Source organism: Nannocystis bainbridge, from assembly GCF_028368995.1.
Classification (GTDB): domain Bacteria; phylum Myxococcota_A; class Polyangia; order Nannocystales; family Nannocystaceae; genus Nannocystis; species Nannocystis bainbridge.
Window position 1 is genome coordinate 554,875 of sequence record NZ_JAQNDL010000002.1, and the last position, 15,921, is coordinate 570,795.

The window sequence follows — 15,921 nt, forward strand, 5'->3', positions numbered from 1 at the left end:
CGGCGACGCGTCGGGTGCGGTCGACGGCGCGGAGCTGCAGCGCCTCTCGGCGGGTGCGGTAAGACGTCTGGCTGCGCCCGCGCCGGCTGTCAGAGCGGGACCAGGCAGTGGCCGAAATTTTCGAGGTCGGGCGGGGCCTCGCCGTCGGCGTAAGGGGAGAGGCACATCAGCTCGGGCGGGCAGGCGGGCTGGGATAGGTCGCAGTACGGGGTGCAGCAGGACGGGTCGGCGGGATTGCAGGTGGGGACGTATTCGGTGGAGACGCACAGGTGGCCGGGATCGCAGTCGTTCGTGGCGGAGCAGACCTCGGTGTAGGCGCCGCCGTCGCCCGAGATGTCTGGGACGCAGACCGGGTCGAGGCCGACACAGACCTGTCCCATAGGACAGGCTGCGGGGCCGGCGAGCGGATCGCAGGTCGGCTCGCACAGGTGGATCTCGAGCTCGTCGTCGCCCCAGACCTGGCAATGGGTGGCCGGGTCGGCGCATTCGGGCGCGTCGGGGCTGCCGGTGCAGCGCGCGGTGCAGATGCCCTGCGCGGTGTCGGCGTCGACGCGGCTGCACACGGCTCCCGGGGCGCAGTCGCCCCACGACCACGAGCCGTCGGAGGTGACGGTGCAGGGCTCGCCGACGGGGACGCCGGGGGCCGGGACGGGCACGCACGACCACCGGTCGGCGAAGGGGTCGTCGTCGCGCGAGACCGGCAAGCAGGTGGTGCCCTCGGTGCGGCAGGCGTCGGGATCCCAGGGGTCGCAGCGGTTGTTCTGGGCGCAGAGCACGGCGTCGCCGAACTCGCAGGGATCGGCGTAGCCGCACTGATAGCCGCCGCAGATCTGGTGGACGCAGTCGAGGCTGCAGATGGTGTGGCGATCGCAGCCAGGAGGCAGCGGTACGCACTGGACCTCGGGATAGCCGACGCAGGCGTCGTCGGCCCCGACCCACTGGCAGAACTCGTCAGGGCCACACATGGCGCACGGATGTTCGGCGCCGCCGGTCGACGAATCGTCGGTGGTCGAGTCGTCGCTCGTGCCGGTCGTCGCGTCCGAGCTGCTGCTGGTGGAGACGGCCTGCGGCTCGGTGGTGTCCGCCGTGTCGCTCTCGGTGGCCGGGGCCTGGGAGCAGGCGACCAGAAGGAGGACCAGTGAGCTCGATAACGCGCGGAGCAAAGACGGGCGGTCCATCTTTGTCAGTTTCGTTGGCTTTCAAGGCGAGCGCAACTATAAATTCTCGGCGCGGGTTCGCGCTAGCGGAACAAGGATTCGCCAGGGGCCCGGCGCAAGAGCTGTCTCAAAGTTCAGGTGTGGTCGGCGGGCGTTCGGCTGGTTTACCTGTCCGAAGAGGCAGGTAATCCGGATGGTCGGGCTGAGGCTGTCCGAGCGTCGAGATCGTGAGCGGCACAGCCGGCATGACGCCCCGGCGGTTCCTGCTCGAGGCGGACGGGTCGAGCCGGGACGACTGACGGCAGGTTTCACGCGCGTCGAGCCCGGTCGCGGGCATGCGACTGCCACTTCGAGTGGAAGGCTCGCTTGCTCGCCAAGCTCGCAACGGATACCTTTCTCACTCCAGGTTCAGGACAAAGAGATGTCGAGCTCGAATGTACTCACGTTCACGGAGCAGAATTTCGAGCAGGAGGTCGTCCAGGCGTCCTGGTTCGTGCCTGTGTTGGTGGTATTCACGGCGACCTGGGCCGGGCGCTGTAGCGAGCTCTTGCCGATCGTCGAGAAGATCGCGGACGACTACCAGGGCAAGGTCAAGGTGGGCATCCTGGACATCGACGGTGCCCCCGAGACCACTCAGAAGAACGGGGTCAAATCCGTCCCGACCTCCATCGCGTTCAGAGGCGGGAGCAAGGTGAGCATCGAGCCGGGCCTCACGAGCCGCGAAGTCCTGCTCAGCATGCTGAGCTTGGCATAGCCAGGACGGCGGCGTTGTGGGGTAGTGGATCGATCCCGCCGCCAACGACGCTCGCCTCGAGCGTGGCTCGCAGCGTGACCGCCGAAGGAAAGGGCCCGCGAAAGCGATGAGCCGCATGGCTGACGAGCGCAGCCTGGGCATCCTGGACTTTCATCGATGCCCACCCGGGCATCGCTGTGCCATGCGAAGCGTGGTCCCGCCGTCTCTCGTGTACCTGCCTGAAGAGACAGGTGGTACTGCTGGGCTCACTGACCGAAGAGACAGGGCTCTGTCTCCCCGGCCGTGCGCGGCCGCCCGCGGCTCGAGGGGCGGCCCGCGAGGGCTCCGCTCAGACCGGGCAGCCGGGCTCGCCCATGTCGCAGCAGAGGCAGGCGGACGTGCCCATCTCTTCGCCGCAGAAGCCGTGGTCGTAGAGGGCCATCATGTCGTCGCCGACCTCGGTGCACTGGATGAAGCAGTCGAACTCGGCCAGCTTGCCGTAGATGCAGGTGTTGAGGTTGACCTCGTCGGCGCAGGAGGCCGGGTCGCTGTTCTCGCAGGCGGTGCCGGGGCCATCGCCGCAGATGAACTCGACCGACTTGCCGTTGTCGATGCAGCCGTAGGCGAAGTCGTAGCCGTCGAAGTTGCAGCTGTCCTTGGCGAGGTTGGGCTCGAGGACCCAGGTGTCGCCGTCGCAGCGGTAGATCTGGCTGCCCTCGGGGCCGCAGGCCTCGGTCATCGTGCACCAGAACTGGCCGTTTTTGCAGCTGTCGGGCGGCGGCTGCTCGCCGCGACACTCCTCGACGCCGGTGGTGGTGCTCTCGCTGGTGTCGCTGGTCTCGGTGGTGCTCGCCGTCTCGTCCGTGGTGCTCGTGGAGGAGGTGGCCGGGATCGTGGTCGAGTCGGTGTCGGTCGAGTCGGTGGTGGTGGTGGTCGGCTCGCTGGTCGAGGTCGGCTCGACGGTGGTGGTGCCGACGCTCGGCGACGAGGTGGTGTCCGCGACGGGACAGCACGACAGGTCGTCGGGGTCGTCGGTGCAGTACTCGAAGCCGTCGTTGCAGTAGCAGTCCTCGCCGTCGAGGTACGCGTTGGGATCGTCGCACACGAACTGGCCGGTGTCGGAGTCGGTGCTGGTCGTGGTGTTGCCGCTCGTGAAGACGCAGGCCGGCGAGAGCGCCAGGAGGGCCAGGAGGGCGATTTTGCGAGGTAAGCGAGCCATGGCGAAAAAAATGACACAACCCGCCGCGCGCGTCAGGGCAATTTATCGCCCGTGTCGCACAGGAAGCGGAAGCTGTAGCCGCCAGGCGCGGGCAGGGCCTTGTAGCTCTTCACGCTGCCGTCCTGGTTCCACTGGTAGAGCATCGAGCAGCCCTCGCACGCGCCGAGCTCGTCGGGCTCGCCGCTGCCGACGGCGACGTCGCTGACGTACCAGGCCTCGTCGTCGCCGGCGCGCCACTCGGGACAGTCGAGCCCGTTGAGCGGCGCGTCGACGCAGCTCTGCCCCGCGGTGACCGGATAGATCCCCAGAATCTGCAAGTAGTCGGCGCCGCTCTTCACCGCCCCGCCGCCGACGGGTTCGAGGTCCTCGCCGGTGACGACCTGCCAGGCGGCTTCGAGGTGGGCCGGGCTGCGCGGGGTGAACAGCTGCATGCCCCACTCGTTGCAGGTGGTCTCGGCCTTGGTGGCGGTGGCGGGGCTGGGGTTCATGCCGGCGGCGACGTCGACCTTGAGGAAGGTGTAGCCGCCGCCGTCGGTGGCCTCGTCGAGGGCGCACCAGACCTGGATCGAGTCGGCGACGCCCTCGCGGCGCACGCTGAAGATGCCGCTGACGGCCGCGGGGTCGGCCTCCTGCCACTCGCGGCAGCTGTGGGCGTACTGGCACGAGGGCAGGCAGTCGGGGCCGTCCTCGCAGTCCTCGAGCTCGGGCTCGACCACGCCGTCGCCGCAGCCGGGGCCGGCGGCGCTGCAGTCGGCGAGGCAGCCGCCGTAGCTGCCGTCGTTGACGCCGTCGTCGCAGACCTCGCCGCCGTTGAGGACACCGTCGCCGCAGGCGGGGACGCGGCACTCGGTCGTGCAGGCGCCGTCGTCGGCGTTGTCGGGGCCGAGGTCGCACTCCTCGGCGGCCTTGTTGACGAGGCCGTCGCCGCAGGTGGCGTTGAGGCAGGCGGTGGTGCAGTCGCCGTCGTCGGCGTTGGCGGGCCCGAGGTCGCACTGCTCGCCGGGGTCGACGAAGCCGTCGCCGCAGGCGGGCCCGGCGGTGGTGGAGGTCGGGCCCGCGGTCGGGTCGTCAGTGGTGGAGCTGGTGGTCTGGGGCGGCGGCTGGGTGGTCCCGATGTCGGTCGTGCCGATGTCCGAGGTCGCGTTCGACTCGGTCTCGGTGTTGGCGTTGGGGTCGAGGCACGCAGGCAGGGCCGTGACGCTCAACAGGGGCAGCGAGATCCAGAGGCGCGACGCGATGGGCATGGGCGCCAGGATTTGTCCACGATTCAGCCTGGGCCGCAAGAGGCGCCGGCGCGCGCGGGGGCGGCGAGCTGATTCAAAAGACAGGCCGCGGCGATGACGTGGGGTGACTGCGACCGGGCCGGGGGTGGGTTCGGGCGAACTCGAAGTCGTGGGCTGCACATACGACGAGGCCGCGGGCCCTGGGGGGGCGCGCGGCCTCGTCGGCGGCCTCGGAGCCGCGTCAGCGCGATTTGACTTCGAAGCCGAGGGCGCGCCGGGCCCCGACGTAGGCCGGGCTGACGGCGAACACCAGCAGGTCGCGCAGGTCGGCGTCGTGGGCGGCGCGGGCCTTGAGGGCGGCGCTGCGTTCACCTGGCTCTTGGGGCAGGCCGAGGATGTCGAGCGCGGCGCCGAGGTTGCGCGACAGGCACAGGCCGACGCGGTCGCCGGAGCGCTGGACCCACGCGCGCCAGTCGCGGCTGTCGAAGCCCTCCTGCTCGCGCTCCTTGAACTGGCCGCTGAGCTGGCGCGCCAGCCGGATCGGCAGCTTGCGCGCGAGGGTCTGGCCGAGCCGCGTGGCCAGGTCGGCCTCGTCGCGGGTGCGCACGCGCCGGGTGTGGCGCGGGTGGAACGCCTGCAGCGCGGCCGCGAGGACCCCGGCGAACAACGGCCGCGGCAGGCCGGCGACCAGGATCGCGGCCGGGCGGGTGAAGAACAGCGCGCGGCCGAGGGCGAAGCGCAGGCGCGGCGCGGTGGTCTCGGCGCGGGCGGCCGGGCCGACGAGGATCACCGGCGAGTGCACGCACGAGACGCTGGTCCAGCCGCCCTCGACGTGCATCTCGGGGAGCAGGCCGACATCGGCGAGGCGCACGCCCTGGGCGGCCATCTGGGTCCCGAGCTCGGTCCAGACCTTCCACAGCAGGGTGTCCTTGTCGGTCTCGGCCTCGATCCAGGCGGCCTCGTTGAACTGCGGGCGCGGCAGCTCCTCGGCCAGCAGCTCGGCGGCGCCCTCCCACAGCGCGGTCATGGCCGGGACCACGCCGGCGTCGGCGGGGGCCGGCTCGACGACGGTGGCCGGGTCGAGCTTGCCGCCGCGGACCGACAGCAGCTCGTGGCTGGTGAGGAAGGCGCCGGCCTCGGCGTGGCCGGGGCTGACGATGCGCAGCAGCTGATGGATGGCGTGGGCGCGGTGCTCCTCGCCGGCCTCGGCGCAGTGGCGGGCCAGGGCGGCCAGGCTGGCCTCGTCGAGCGGATCGAGGTGCAGCAGGGCGTCGGAGTTGGTGCGCACCTGCGGGCCCTGGATCTTCTCGTCGGCGTAGAGCTTGGCGAGCTGGCGCCGCGGGGCCAGGCCGAGGCCGGTCGGGTCGAGCTCGGCGGCCCGCTCGAGCAGCCGGATCGCCTGCGCGGGGCGGCTGTCCTTCGGGTCAGGCGATGGCTCGGCCTGGACCACGAGATCGGCCAGACGGACCAGCAGGCGCTGGCGATCGCGGGCCTCGCGTGGGTCACCAGGCGGCTTCTGGACGCTCTCGCGGGCCAGGTAGGCGCGCACCGCCGGCTCGATCTCGTCGACCGCACCGGTGGCCCGCAGGGCGTCGACGAGGCCGTGGATCGGGGCGGCGGCGTCGGGCAGCAGCGGGGCGGCGGCGCGGGCGTAGGCGAGCGCGCGCGCGGGGTCGCCGGGCTCGCCGCGCTGGAGGGCGATCTTGACGCCCTCGAGCAGGAAGCCGACGCGCTTGGCGTCGCGCAGGTCGGGGTGGTGGAGCAGGCGGTCGAGGCAGCCGAGGGCGATGCCGGCGTTGCGGGTGACGGCGGTCCAGAAGGCGGCCTCGAGCTGGCGGCGGTCGAGCACCGGGTGCGGGATGTGCTGGATCAGCGCGAGGCCGGCCTGGACCGCCTCGAAGGCGGCGCCGAGGATCTTCTGCGCCGAGGCGCTGACGACCGTCTCTTCGCCGGACTCGGCGGCGGCCCCGGCGGCCTCGTGGAACAGCATGCCGGCGGCGAGCAGGGCCCGGCCGCGGGCCTCGGGGTCCTGCTCGAGGTCGGCGAGCGCGAGGGTGTGGTCGGCGGCGTCGACCAGCCGGCCCGACTCCTGGGCCAGCTGGGCCAGGGCGGCGCGGGCCTTGCGGTGGCGGGGGGCCAGCTCGAGCGCGCGGGCGTAGCGGGCCGCCAGGCGGTCGGTGGGGGCGTTCTGCTTGGCGTCGCACTCGGCGGCGAGGATCAGCAGATCGGCGACCACCGAAGCCCGCTCGGGCGCGACCGGGGTGCCGGCGGCGAGGCGCTGCTCGACCGGCTCGAGGGCGGCCACGGCGTCGCGGTAACGACCGGCGGCGGCGCGGTTGTGGGCCATGCCGGCGCGGATCTCGAGGTCGTCGGGGACGTGGCGCAGGGCCATCGAGAGCCGGCGGTAGGCCTCGTTGGCGCGGTCGGTCTGCTCGAACAGGCGCGCCAGCATCAGCAGGCCCTCGACCAGGCGCGGCTGGTCGCGGGTCAGGCCGAACGCCTCGACCGCGGCCTCGAGCGTGGCCTCGGCCTCGGCGTGCAGGCCGGCGTCGATGAGGGCGGCGCCGAGGGCCAGGCGCGCGGGCGCGTGGTCGGGGTCGGCGGCGAGGGCCGCCTCGAAGCGCTGGCGGGCGCGGGCGAACTCCTGGCCGCCGCGCAGGAGGGCGCGGCCGCTCTCGGTGAGGATCCGGGCCCGGATCTCGGGGTCGTCGATCTGGGCCAGCTGGGCGTCGAGCAGGGCGTCGGCGCCGTCGAGGTCGCCGGCGGCCAGGCGCAGGCCGACCAGGCCCTCGATCGCCTGCGACAGCCGGCGGCTGCGCTGCGGGGCGCCGGGGGCCAGCTCGGCGAGCACGCGGGTGAACAGCTGGGCGGCCAGCTCGGGCTCGTGAAGGCGGTCGCGGGCGATCGCGGCGGCCTCGAGGATGCCGTCGGGCTCGCCGACGGCGGCGAGGCTGACGGTGAGGGCCCGGTCGTCGCCGAGGGCCCGCGCGAGCGCGACGCGGCGCTGCTGCAGGCCGAGGGCGGCCTCCGGCGGGGCGTCGGCGAGGGCCTCGTCGAGGGTCTCGAGCGCGCCGCGGGGGTCACCTGCCTCTTCGGCCAGGGCGGTCGCCAGCGCCTCGGCGATCCGCACCCGGCGGGCCGCCAGCGCCGGCGAGACCGGCTCGGGGATGTCGAACGGCAGCGGCTCCTCCGCGAGCGGCTCGTTGCGCACCTCCATGTCGCTGACGATCTCGGCCAGGCGCCGGCGCAGCATCTCGATGCCGTCGTCCATGCGCCCGCCCTTGCGGTAGAGGCGGGACAGGCCGAGCACGACGTCGTCGTTCTCGGGGGCCTCGGCGGCCAGCGTCTCGAGCGTCTCGAGCGCGGCGGTCTCGTCGCCCTGGCCCTCTTGCAGGGCCCGCGCCTTGACGACCAGGAGGGCGATGCGAGCGTCGCGGTCGCCGGGGCCGACCTGGGCCAGGCGGCGGTCGAGGATCGGCAGCAGCTTGGCGTACTGCTCGCTGCGCAGGTAGAGGCTCTGCAGGCGCGCCAGCGCGTCGGGGTCGCCGGGGTTGTGGTCGAGGACCTCGGACCAGCCGGCGATCGCGGCGTCGAGCTGGCCGAGGCGCTCCTCGGTGAGGGTGGCGGCGCGGGCCAGGCAGCGCACGCGCGCGTCGGGGTTGGGCACCACCTCGGCGGCGGTGCGCAGGGCCTCGACCGCGCGGACCCACAGGCCCTCGCGCTGGAGGATCTCGATCAGCTCGGCGTGGACGTCGGCGGTCTCCGGGGTCTCTTTGACCAGGGCCTCGAGCCGACGGATGGCCTCGAGCGAGCGGTCGGCCCGGTAGGCGAGGTCGCGCGCGAGCTGGAGGACGCGGGGGATCCGCTCCGCGAGCGGGAGGCCGTCGGCCTCGACGTCGTAGAGCCGCGCCGAGGCCTCGGCGGCCTCGCGCTCGCGCCCGGTCTTGGCGTGCAGCGCGGCCAGGCTGCGCAGCGCGCCGAGGTGCTTCGGCGAGACCGCGAGCACGCCGCGGTACTGCTCCTCGGCGCGCTCGGGCTGACCTGTCTGTTCGTACAGGTCGGCGAGGCGCGAGTGATAGGCGACGATGTGCTCGGGCAGGGTGAGGTCGGACAGCAGGCGCGAGAGCGCGGCGATCAGGCGCTCGGGGTCGGCTGTCCGTTCGGCCATGTGGACGAGGCCGGTGAGCGCGGCCGCGTCGTCGGGCACCAGGGCCAGGGCCTCTTCGTAGCGCTCGAGCGCGGCGTCGGGCCGGCCGGCGCCCTCGTCCCACAGGCGGGCGAGCAGGCGCTGCAGGCCGGCGCGCTCGGACTTGCTGGCGGGGACCACCGAGGCGTAGGCGTGGGCGAGCTCGTGCCAGGCGCTGCTGGCGGCGGGGCGGACCGGCACGACCGGGGCCTCGAGCTCGGGCAGGGCCGGCAGGCCGGCGGTGACGGCGTCGATGAGCTCGCGGCTGGCGACCGGCGGCGGCGGGGGCAAGCTGGCCGCGGGGACAGGTTCGGGCGGGCGCGACGGCGGCGGCGGGGCGGCGGGCCGGCGGGTCGGCGGCGGGGCCTTGGCGAGCGGCTTGCCGCCCGGCGGGCGCGGCGGGGTCGGCCCCCGCGGCTTGGCGGCGGGCCGCGGCAGCGAGCGCTTGTGAGACACAGGCCGCGGGGCGTCGTCGTCGAGCTCGAGCATCTCGTCGAGGTCGAGCACGCCGGACACCTCGGCGCTCGGGCGCTTCGGCGCCGGACCGACCAGGCTGTCCTCGATCGGCTCGAAGTCGGCGAGGTCGAACACGCCGGACTCTTGCCGCGGCAGGCCGGCCGCGCGCACGCTGACCGAGCCCGAGGCCTCGAGCGGCTCGAGCTCGGCGATGTCGACGATGTCGGTCTCGCCGCGGCTCGGCCGCGGGGCGCGGACCTTGATCGCGGTGGCCGACAGCTCGACGGGCTCGAGGTCGGCGAGGTCGACGATGTTGGTGTGCGTCTCGCTGCGGAAGGTCTTGCCGGGGCGGGCGACGACCTCCTTGCCGCCGCCGCGCCGCAGCTCCTCGAGCGGCTCGAGCTCGGACAGCTGGATCTCGGCGGTCGGGCGCGACAGCTCCTCGAGGTCGTCGAGCTCCATCACGCTCGACTCCTCTTTCTTGCGGGCCTTGACGGCCATGCGCGGGGCGAGCGTGTCGGGGTCGAGGCCGAGCTTGCGCCACTGGTCGCGGTCGGCCAGCTCGGGTGGGGCGATCTGCGGCCACAGCAGCGGATCGCGGGCCTGCGGCGGGCTGGTGTAGGTGCCGGTCAGGCCGGCGAGGTGCCACATCTTGGCGTGCGCGGGCCCGAGCTCACCTGTCTCGGGGGGCAGGTCGCCCTGCAGCTTCCAGGCGGCGATCCGGGCCCGCAGCGCGTACTCGGGCCGGCCGAGGCAGTTCTCGTAGAGCTCGGCGATCTGGGTCAGCAGCTTGCCCTGCTGGGCCTTGCCGGTCCCGAAGTGCAGCTCGCTCGCGGGCGCGAGCAGGAGCAGGTGCCACAGGTTGTCGCGCTCGGCCAGGCGGTCGAGCTCGAAGCGGGCCTCCTCGTGGCCGGGGTGGAGCGCGAGGGCCCGCAGCCACTCGGCGATCGCGCCGGCGGTGTCGCCGAGGCCGGCGCGCAGCTCGGCGCGGCGCTTGAGCAATTGCAGCTTGAGCGCGGGATCGACGGTCTGGCCGATGATCTGCTGGGTGACCGAGAGCAGGGTCAGGGCGCCGGTCGGCGGGGTGTCGGGGCTCTTGTTCTCGTCGACCTTGGCGGCCATCGCCTCGATCGCGGGCATCAGCGCGGTGCCGTCGCGATCGTAAGCGACGCCGAGCCGCAGGGTGCGCAGCGAGGCCAGCGGATCCTGGCGCTTCTCGTAGTCGATGCGGGCCGAGTCCTTGAGCTGATTGAGGCCGCCGCGTTCGTTGCGCTGCAGCTTGGCGAGCGCGAGGCCGCGGTGATGATCGGCGAGCTCGGGCCACAGTTGATGGCGCTGGGCCAGCTCGGTCATCAGGCCGGCGGCCTCCTCGGCGAGCGAGGGGTCGGCCGGGCGCAGGTCGGTCTCGGCGCGGCGCAACCACTGGAAGGCGCGCTTCGGATCGTGGAGGTGGCGCTCGTAGATCTTGGCGATCGCGGCGCAGGCGTCGAAGCGGCCGAGGCCGGTCCGGGCGCGGGCGAGCTTGGCCTCTTGCAGGTCGACCAGCGCCTGCCACATCTGATGCTGTTCGCCGAGGGCCTCGATCTGGCGCCCGAGGTCCTCGTCGTCGGGCCGCAGCTTGTAGGCGCGCTGCAGGTAGCCGATCGCGCGCGCGGGGTCGCCGAGGCGCTCGCGGGCGATCTCGGCGGCCGAGATCAGCAGGGTGATGGTGCCGAAGTCGCCGTAGTTGGGGGTCTTCTCCTGGAAGGCCAGCTCCTGCTCGCTGACGTCGAGCATCTGCGGCCACAGGCCGTGGGCCTGGGCCAGACCCTCGAGGCGAGCTTGCACGGCGCCGGCGTCGAGGCCGGCGCGCAGGGCCACGAAGTAGGCCTTGCGGCCCCAGGCGAAGGCGAGGTCGGGGTCGCCGATCTTCTTCTCGGCGGTGGCGGAGGCGCCGAGGCACAGGTCGATCTGGCCGCGGCTCTCGGCGCGCGCGCTCATCTCGGTGAAGCGCTCGCCGTAGACGACGAGCAGGTCCTTGTACATGCCGTGGCGCTCGGCGAACGCCTCGATCTTGGTCTTGAGGTCGCGGCTGCCGGGGGCGATGCCGAGGGCCCGCCCGAGCAGCGCGAGCGCCCGCTTGGCGTGGCCGAGCCCGAACTCGCACACCTCGGCCATCTGCTCGAGGGTGACGACCTGCTGGGCGGCGTCGGTGAGGCTCTCGAGCCGCTTGCCGAGAGTGTCGAGGGTGGCCTGGTGATCGCCGGCCAGCGCCTGCAGCTCGCCGAGGACCTTGAGGCCCTCGCCGTCGTCGGGCTCCTCGCGCATGAACCGCTGGAACGCGGCGGTGGCCTTGTGCGGGGCGCCGAGGTTGACGACGTAGGTGCGGGCGATCAGCGAGAACAGCTCGCGCCGCTCCTCGGTCTCGAGCGCCGACAGCAGCAGCACCTCGGCGTGGCGGATCAGGCGGTCGAACTGGCCGGCGCGCTCGTACAGCTCGAGCAGCTTGAGGGCGACGTCGCGGTTGCCGATGGCGGTGGTCGACGCGAGCTGCTCGAGCACGCGGATGGCGGCGGCCGGGTTGTCGAGCCGGTCGGCCAGCACCTCGGCGCGCTCCCAGCCGATGCCGAGCGCCTCCTCGTCGCTGTCGGCCATCTCCTGCAGGGTGCCGAGCGAGGCGGCCAGACCGTGCCAGCTGCCGAGGTTGCGGTAGAGGCGGGTCAGCGCCTCGGTCGCGCCGCGGTGGTCGCGGTGGATCCGGAGCGCGCGCTCGAAGGCCGAGCAGGCCAGGTCGGCGTCGCCGAGCGACGACTCGGCGACGTGGCCCAGGCGCATGAGGTAGTCGAGCTGGCGGATCGGCGGGGTGCGGGCCGAACTGGCGGCCTTGCCGAGCAAGTTGGCCAGCTCCTCGCGGTTGCCGAGCGCCTCGTAGGCGGCGATCAGCTTGTCGGTGACCTCGAGGTTGTGCGGGTCGCCGGCCTGCAGCTGCGTCCACGCCTGGGCCGAGCGCTGCGGGTCCTGCAGCTTGCGGTCGGCGACGTCGGCCATGCGGCGGATGATGCGGGTCCGCTGGGCCGGCTCGCCGACCAGGCCGAGCTCGCGCGACAGGGCTTCGTGCTCGCCGCCGGCGTCACCGAGCTCGGCCGACAGGCCCTGCATGCGGTGCACGGCGTCGATGTCGGAGGGGCTGTAGCCGAGGATCTGCTCGCAGGCCCACAGCGCTTCGCGCGGGCTGTGCAGCTCGTGCTGCCACAGCTCGGCCATGCGCCGCAGCAGGACCACGCGCTGCGAGATGCTGCGGGTGACGTCGTGCTGGCGCCGCAGCAGGTCGATGACCTGGTCGTAAGCACCTGTCCTCTCGTACATCTCGGCGAGCGCGCGCAGGGCCCCCTCGTGGCCGGGCGCGAGCGCCAGCATCTCCTGCAGCAGGACGATGGTGCGCTGCGGGTCGGTCATGCGCTCGCGGTGGGCCTGCGACAGCCGGCGCAGGACCTCGAAGCGGCGCTGCGGATCGACGGTGCGCTGCAGCTCGGCCTCGAGGGTGGCGAGGTTGGCGTCGAGCATGCGCGCGCGCTTGTCGATGCGCGCGATCTGGTCGCGCGGGCGCCAGTCGTTGGGGTAGGCGAGAGCGAGCCGGTTCCAGGCGTCGAGGGCCCCGGCGAGGTCGCCGAGGCGGCGCTCGTAGATCTCGGCGAGCTCGACGAAGTGCTCGGCGAACTCGCTGCGCGCCAGCGGGCTGTCGGCGCCGCCGCCCATCTGCAGCGCTTGATCGACCTGGTAGAGGATGAGGCCGGCCAGGTGCGACCAGTTGTTCTTGCGCCGCCAGTGCTCCTTGTAGCCCTCGAACGCCTCGTGGTTGAAGGGCTCGCGCTCGAGCACGCGGTAGAAGCTGACGGCGGCCCGCTCCTCGTCGCCGAGGTCCTCGCGGGCGACGCGGGCGGCCCACAGCAGCTTGTCGGTCGGCAGGCCGCCAGGGTCCTGCTCGGACCAGCGCTCGTAGAGGCCGACGAGGCCGTGGTTGTCGCCGAGCTCGACGAGCAGCGCCTCGAGCCGCAACCACGCGTCGCCGCCAGGCCGCTCGAGCCGCGAGGCCTGCTCGTAGCAGGCGCGCGCCTCTTCGCGACGGGCGAGGCGAGTCTCGAGCAGCTCGCCGCGCGAGAGCCACAGGCCGTAGCTGTCGGCCTCGGTGACGTAGCCGATCCACGCCCCGTAGAGGTCGTCGAGCTCCATCCACTTCTCCTGCGCCATCAGCAGCTCGGCCAGCGCGTTGCCGGCCTCGTGGTGATCGGGGCGCAGGCTCATGGCCCGACGCAGGAGGCTGTAGGCGATCTTTTCGTCGCCCTGGCTGCGCGCCAGCTTGGCGGCGCGGAAGAACACGTCGGCGGCCTTTTGCAGGCCCTCGTCGCTGGCCTTGCCGCTGCCGAGGTAGAGGGCGCCGAAGGCCCGCAGGGCGGCGACGTCGTCAGGGTTGGCCTTGAGCGCGGCCTGGAGGTGGAGGGCCGCGGAGGGGATGTTCTCGAGCTGCTCGGCCTCGATGCGGGCGAGCCGGAGATGGAGGGAGGCGAAGCGGTCGCGCTCGCGGACGCTGTCGGTGCGCGCGAGCTCGACGTTGATCAGATCGATGACGCGCAGCCAGGCGCCGGCCTGGAGATGGAGGCGAATGAGCTGGTCGCTGGCGTCGCGCTCGCCATGGTTGATCTCGAGCGCGGCTCTGTAGCAAGCGATCGCCTCGTCGACCTGGCACCGCTGCTCGTCGACCTTGCCGAGCTCGACGAGCGCGCCCGGGACGGCGGCGCGATCGTGCCGCCGCAGATGATCGAGGCGAAACTTGAGGAGGGTGGCGAGCTCGTCGAGGCTGCCGAGCTCGCCGTAGACCTTGCGCAACTGCTCGTAGGCGCGGTTGTTGTGCGGCTCGGCCTGGAGGGCGCGCACGAGGGCGTAGGCGGCCTGGGCCTTGTCCTTGACGCGGTCGTTCCACAGCTCGAAGGCCTGGACACAGAGCTCGGCGACCTTGGGCGGGCCAGTGATGGCGGCGGCGTGGACGACGAGCAGGGTGGCGAGGCCGCTCCAGTTCTCGGCCTCGCGGAAGGCCCGCCGCAGCTTCAAGAAGGCGTCGTCGCTGGGCTTGGCGCGAAACGCCGTCAGCTCGGGCGGCTCTCCAGGAGCCACCGGCGGCAACGGGCAAGGCAGATCGTGAGGCGAGGGCTGGCGCTTGGGCGCGACGGCAGTTTCGGGCATGGGCTTGGTGCCGCGAGCGGGGCCGCCCAAAATACCACGGCCGCGCAGGCGTGTGGTTTGCGGGCGGACAGGTGACCGTGAACAGCGCGGGGCGCAGGCGGCGCTCGGAGAGGTCGGTGATGGGGGCGGGGAGCCTCAAGGCCGGGGCGGTTCCGCGCGAGGAGGGTCGCGGTTGTGGCTTCGCGAATTGCCGGCGGCGCCTCGCTGGGGGTCCGGGGAAGGATCGTCGTCGAGTTCAGCGGCTGGATGGGCGTTCGTGCCTCACGCCCATCCCGCCTCGTATTCGACGTCGACCCTTCCCCGGACCCCCGGCACGGCTGCAGCCGTGAGAGGCCCGCGCGCCGGTCCCGGCTCCGCTGGCGATCTCGGAGGGGCGGGGGCCGGAGGGCGGCTGTTCGACGGCCAGGGCTGGCCGCCGAACAGCCGCCATCTGGGAGTCCTCGCCGCGGCGTGCGTTCGCCGGCGGGGAGACGATCGCGGGGAATGTGGAGAGTTGAAGGCGGCGGCGGAACAGGCGGGCCTTGAATGTGAGTAGGGGGTGAACGTGAGGGGCGGCGAATGGGGAGGTTGAGAATGTTGGTAGTCGTTCACGGTGGCTGTAGTGATTCGCTGTTTGCCGGAGAGAATATTGGCGTGGGTCGCGGGGCGGTGCGTGGTGTGCAGCGCGTCCGCGGGCGCGGATGTCCGAGCGGTGCGCGAACGGGGCGTGGTGATTTGTTTCGTGCGAAGCAGCGAGCGCGGCGTGAGGGGGCGGCTCGCGGTCGGTCGTCGAGGAGCGAGCTTCGGGGTCCGCAGGCCAATGATTCCCGAACGTGCCGGACAAGAACGGCGCGACGATCATGCAGCGATATATTCTGTGGTTCTCTGTGATGTCCGGCGCGCTGGTCGCCGGCTGCTCCGAAGCTTCGAACTCCGCGACGGAGGCGGCGCCGTCGACGACGGATGATGCGACGAGCACAGGCGCGCCGACGACGGCGGGCCCGACGGGCGAGTCCACCGAGACGGGCGCGGCGCCGACCAGCAGCGGCGGCGAGGAGCTCGGGCAGTGCGATCCGTGGCTGCAGGACTGCCCGGAGGGGCACAAGTGCATGGCGTTCGCGCCGGAGGGCGAGGGGGCGTTCACGGGCACGAAGTGCACGCCGGTGGCGGCGAACCCGGGCTCGCTCGGAGATCCATGCAAGGTCGAGGACGGCTGGTGGAGCGGGGTCGATGATTGTGATCACGGGCTCGCGTGCTGGGACGTCGACCCGGCCGACAACTCGGGGCAGTGCGTGGCGCTGTGCCGGGGTAGCGAGGACGATCACGGCTGTCCCGGGTCGGACGATGTATGCGTGTTTTGGGTCCCGGGGGTGGCGCACGTGTGTCTGCAAGGCTGCGACCCGCTGCTGCAAGATTGCGCGGAGGGGCAGGGCTGCTTGCCGAACTGGGCCAATGGCGGCCAGGATTTCGTGTGCCAGGCGGAGTATTCAGCGGAGGAGGGCCAGGTGTTCGACCCCTGCGAATTCACCAACGCGTGCGATCCGGGGCTGCTGTGCTGGGGGCCGGGCAGCGCCCTGGAATGTGAACAGGATGCGATCGGGTGCTGCCTGCCGTTCTGCGACTTGAAAGATCCGCAGTGCACGGGCGAGGGGGCGGTGTGCACGTCGTTTTACGAGGCGGCGGGCAGCGAGCCGTTGCCGCAGTTCGAGGATGTGGGGATCTGCGTGCTGCCGGGCTGAGGTCCCGACTGT

The 15,921-nt window shown here is 72.6% G+C and carries 6 protein-coding genes; 2 read left to right on the plus strand and 4 right to left on the minus strand.

Features of this window, described 5'->3' with window-relative positions; all coding sequences use genetic code 11:
* Window positions 1-89 precede the first annotated feature (89 nt).
* Window positions 90-1,178 (minus strand): hypothetical protein, encoded by a 1,089-nt coding sequence (locus POL25_RS19880; RefSeq protein WP_272087683.1) that lies wholly within the window; start codon window positions 1,176-1,178, stop codon window positions 90-92.
* A gap of 400 nt (window positions 1,179-1,578) precedes the next feature.
* Here POL25_RS19880 and POL25_RS19885 point away from each other — a divergent pair, with 400 nt between their 5' ends.
* Window positions 1,579-1,911, plus strand: coding sequence for a thioredoxin family protein (locus POL25_RS19885; RefSeq protein ID WP_272087684.1), 333 nt, complete (start codon window positions 1,579-1,581; stop codon window positions 1,909-1,911).
* A 328-nt stretch (window positions 1,912-2,239) separates the two neighbouring features.
* On the opposite strand, the gene POL25_RS19890 is transcribed toward POL25_RS19885, so the two are convergent.
* The 3 genes from POL25_RS19890 to POL25_RS19900 all read right to left on the minus strand — a co-directional run bounded on the left by POL25_RS19890 (window position 2,240) and on the right by POL25_RS19900 (window position 14,122).
* The gene (locus POL25_RS19890) at window positions 2,240-3,109 is read right to left on the minus strand and encodes a hypothetical protein (RefSeq protein WP_272087685.1); all 870 of its coding nucleotides are present in this window, start codon (window positions 3,107-3,109) and stop codon (window positions 2,240-2,242) included.
* A 32-nt stretch (window positions 3,110-3,141) separates the two neighbouring features.
* On the minus strand, window positions 3,142-4,353 hold the full coding sequence (locus POL25_RS19895) for a hypothetical protein (protein ID WP_272087686.1): 1,212 nt from the start codon (window positions 4,351-4,353) through the stop codon (window positions 3,142-3,144).
* A 220-nt stretch (window positions 4,354-4,573) separates the two neighbouring features.
* Window positions 4,574-14,122 carry a tetratricopeptide repeat protein gene (locus POL25_RS19900; RefSeq protein ID WP_272087687.1) on the minus strand — a complete coding sequence of 3,183 codons (9,549 nt, stop codon included), beginning with the start codon at window positions 14,120-14,122 and terminating at the stop codon, window positions 4,574-4,576.
* Window positions 14,123-15,003: 881 nt separating this feature from the next.
* Here POL25_RS19900 and POL25_RS19905 point away from each other — a divergent pair.
* Window positions 15,004-15,909, plus strand: a complete 906-nt coding sequence (locus tag POL25_RS19905) for a ribulose phosphate epimerase (RefSeq protein ID WP_272087688.1) — start codon at window positions 15,004-15,006, stop codon at window positions 15,907-15,909.
* Window positions 15,910-15,921 lie beyond the last annotated feature (12 nt).

Excerpts from the sequence above, each read along its gene's own strand:
- POL25_RS19880 (WP_272087683.1), bottom strand. The coding sequence starts at position 1,178 with ATGGACCGCCCGTCTTTGCTCCGCGCGTTATCGAGCTCACTGGTCCTC.
- POL25_RS19885 (WP_272087684.1), top strand. The coding sequence starts at position 1,579 with ATGTCGAGCTCGAATGTACTCACGTTCACGGAGCAGAATTTCGAGCAG.
- POL25_RS19890 (WP_272087685.1), bottom strand. The coding sequence starts at position 3,109 with ATGGCTCGCTTACCTCGCAAAATCGCCCTCCTGGCCCTCCTGGCGCTC.
- POL25_RS19895 (WP_272087686.1), bottom strand. The coding sequence starts at position 4,353 with ATGCCCATCGCGTCGCGCCTCTGGATCTCGCTGCCCCTGTTGAGCGTC.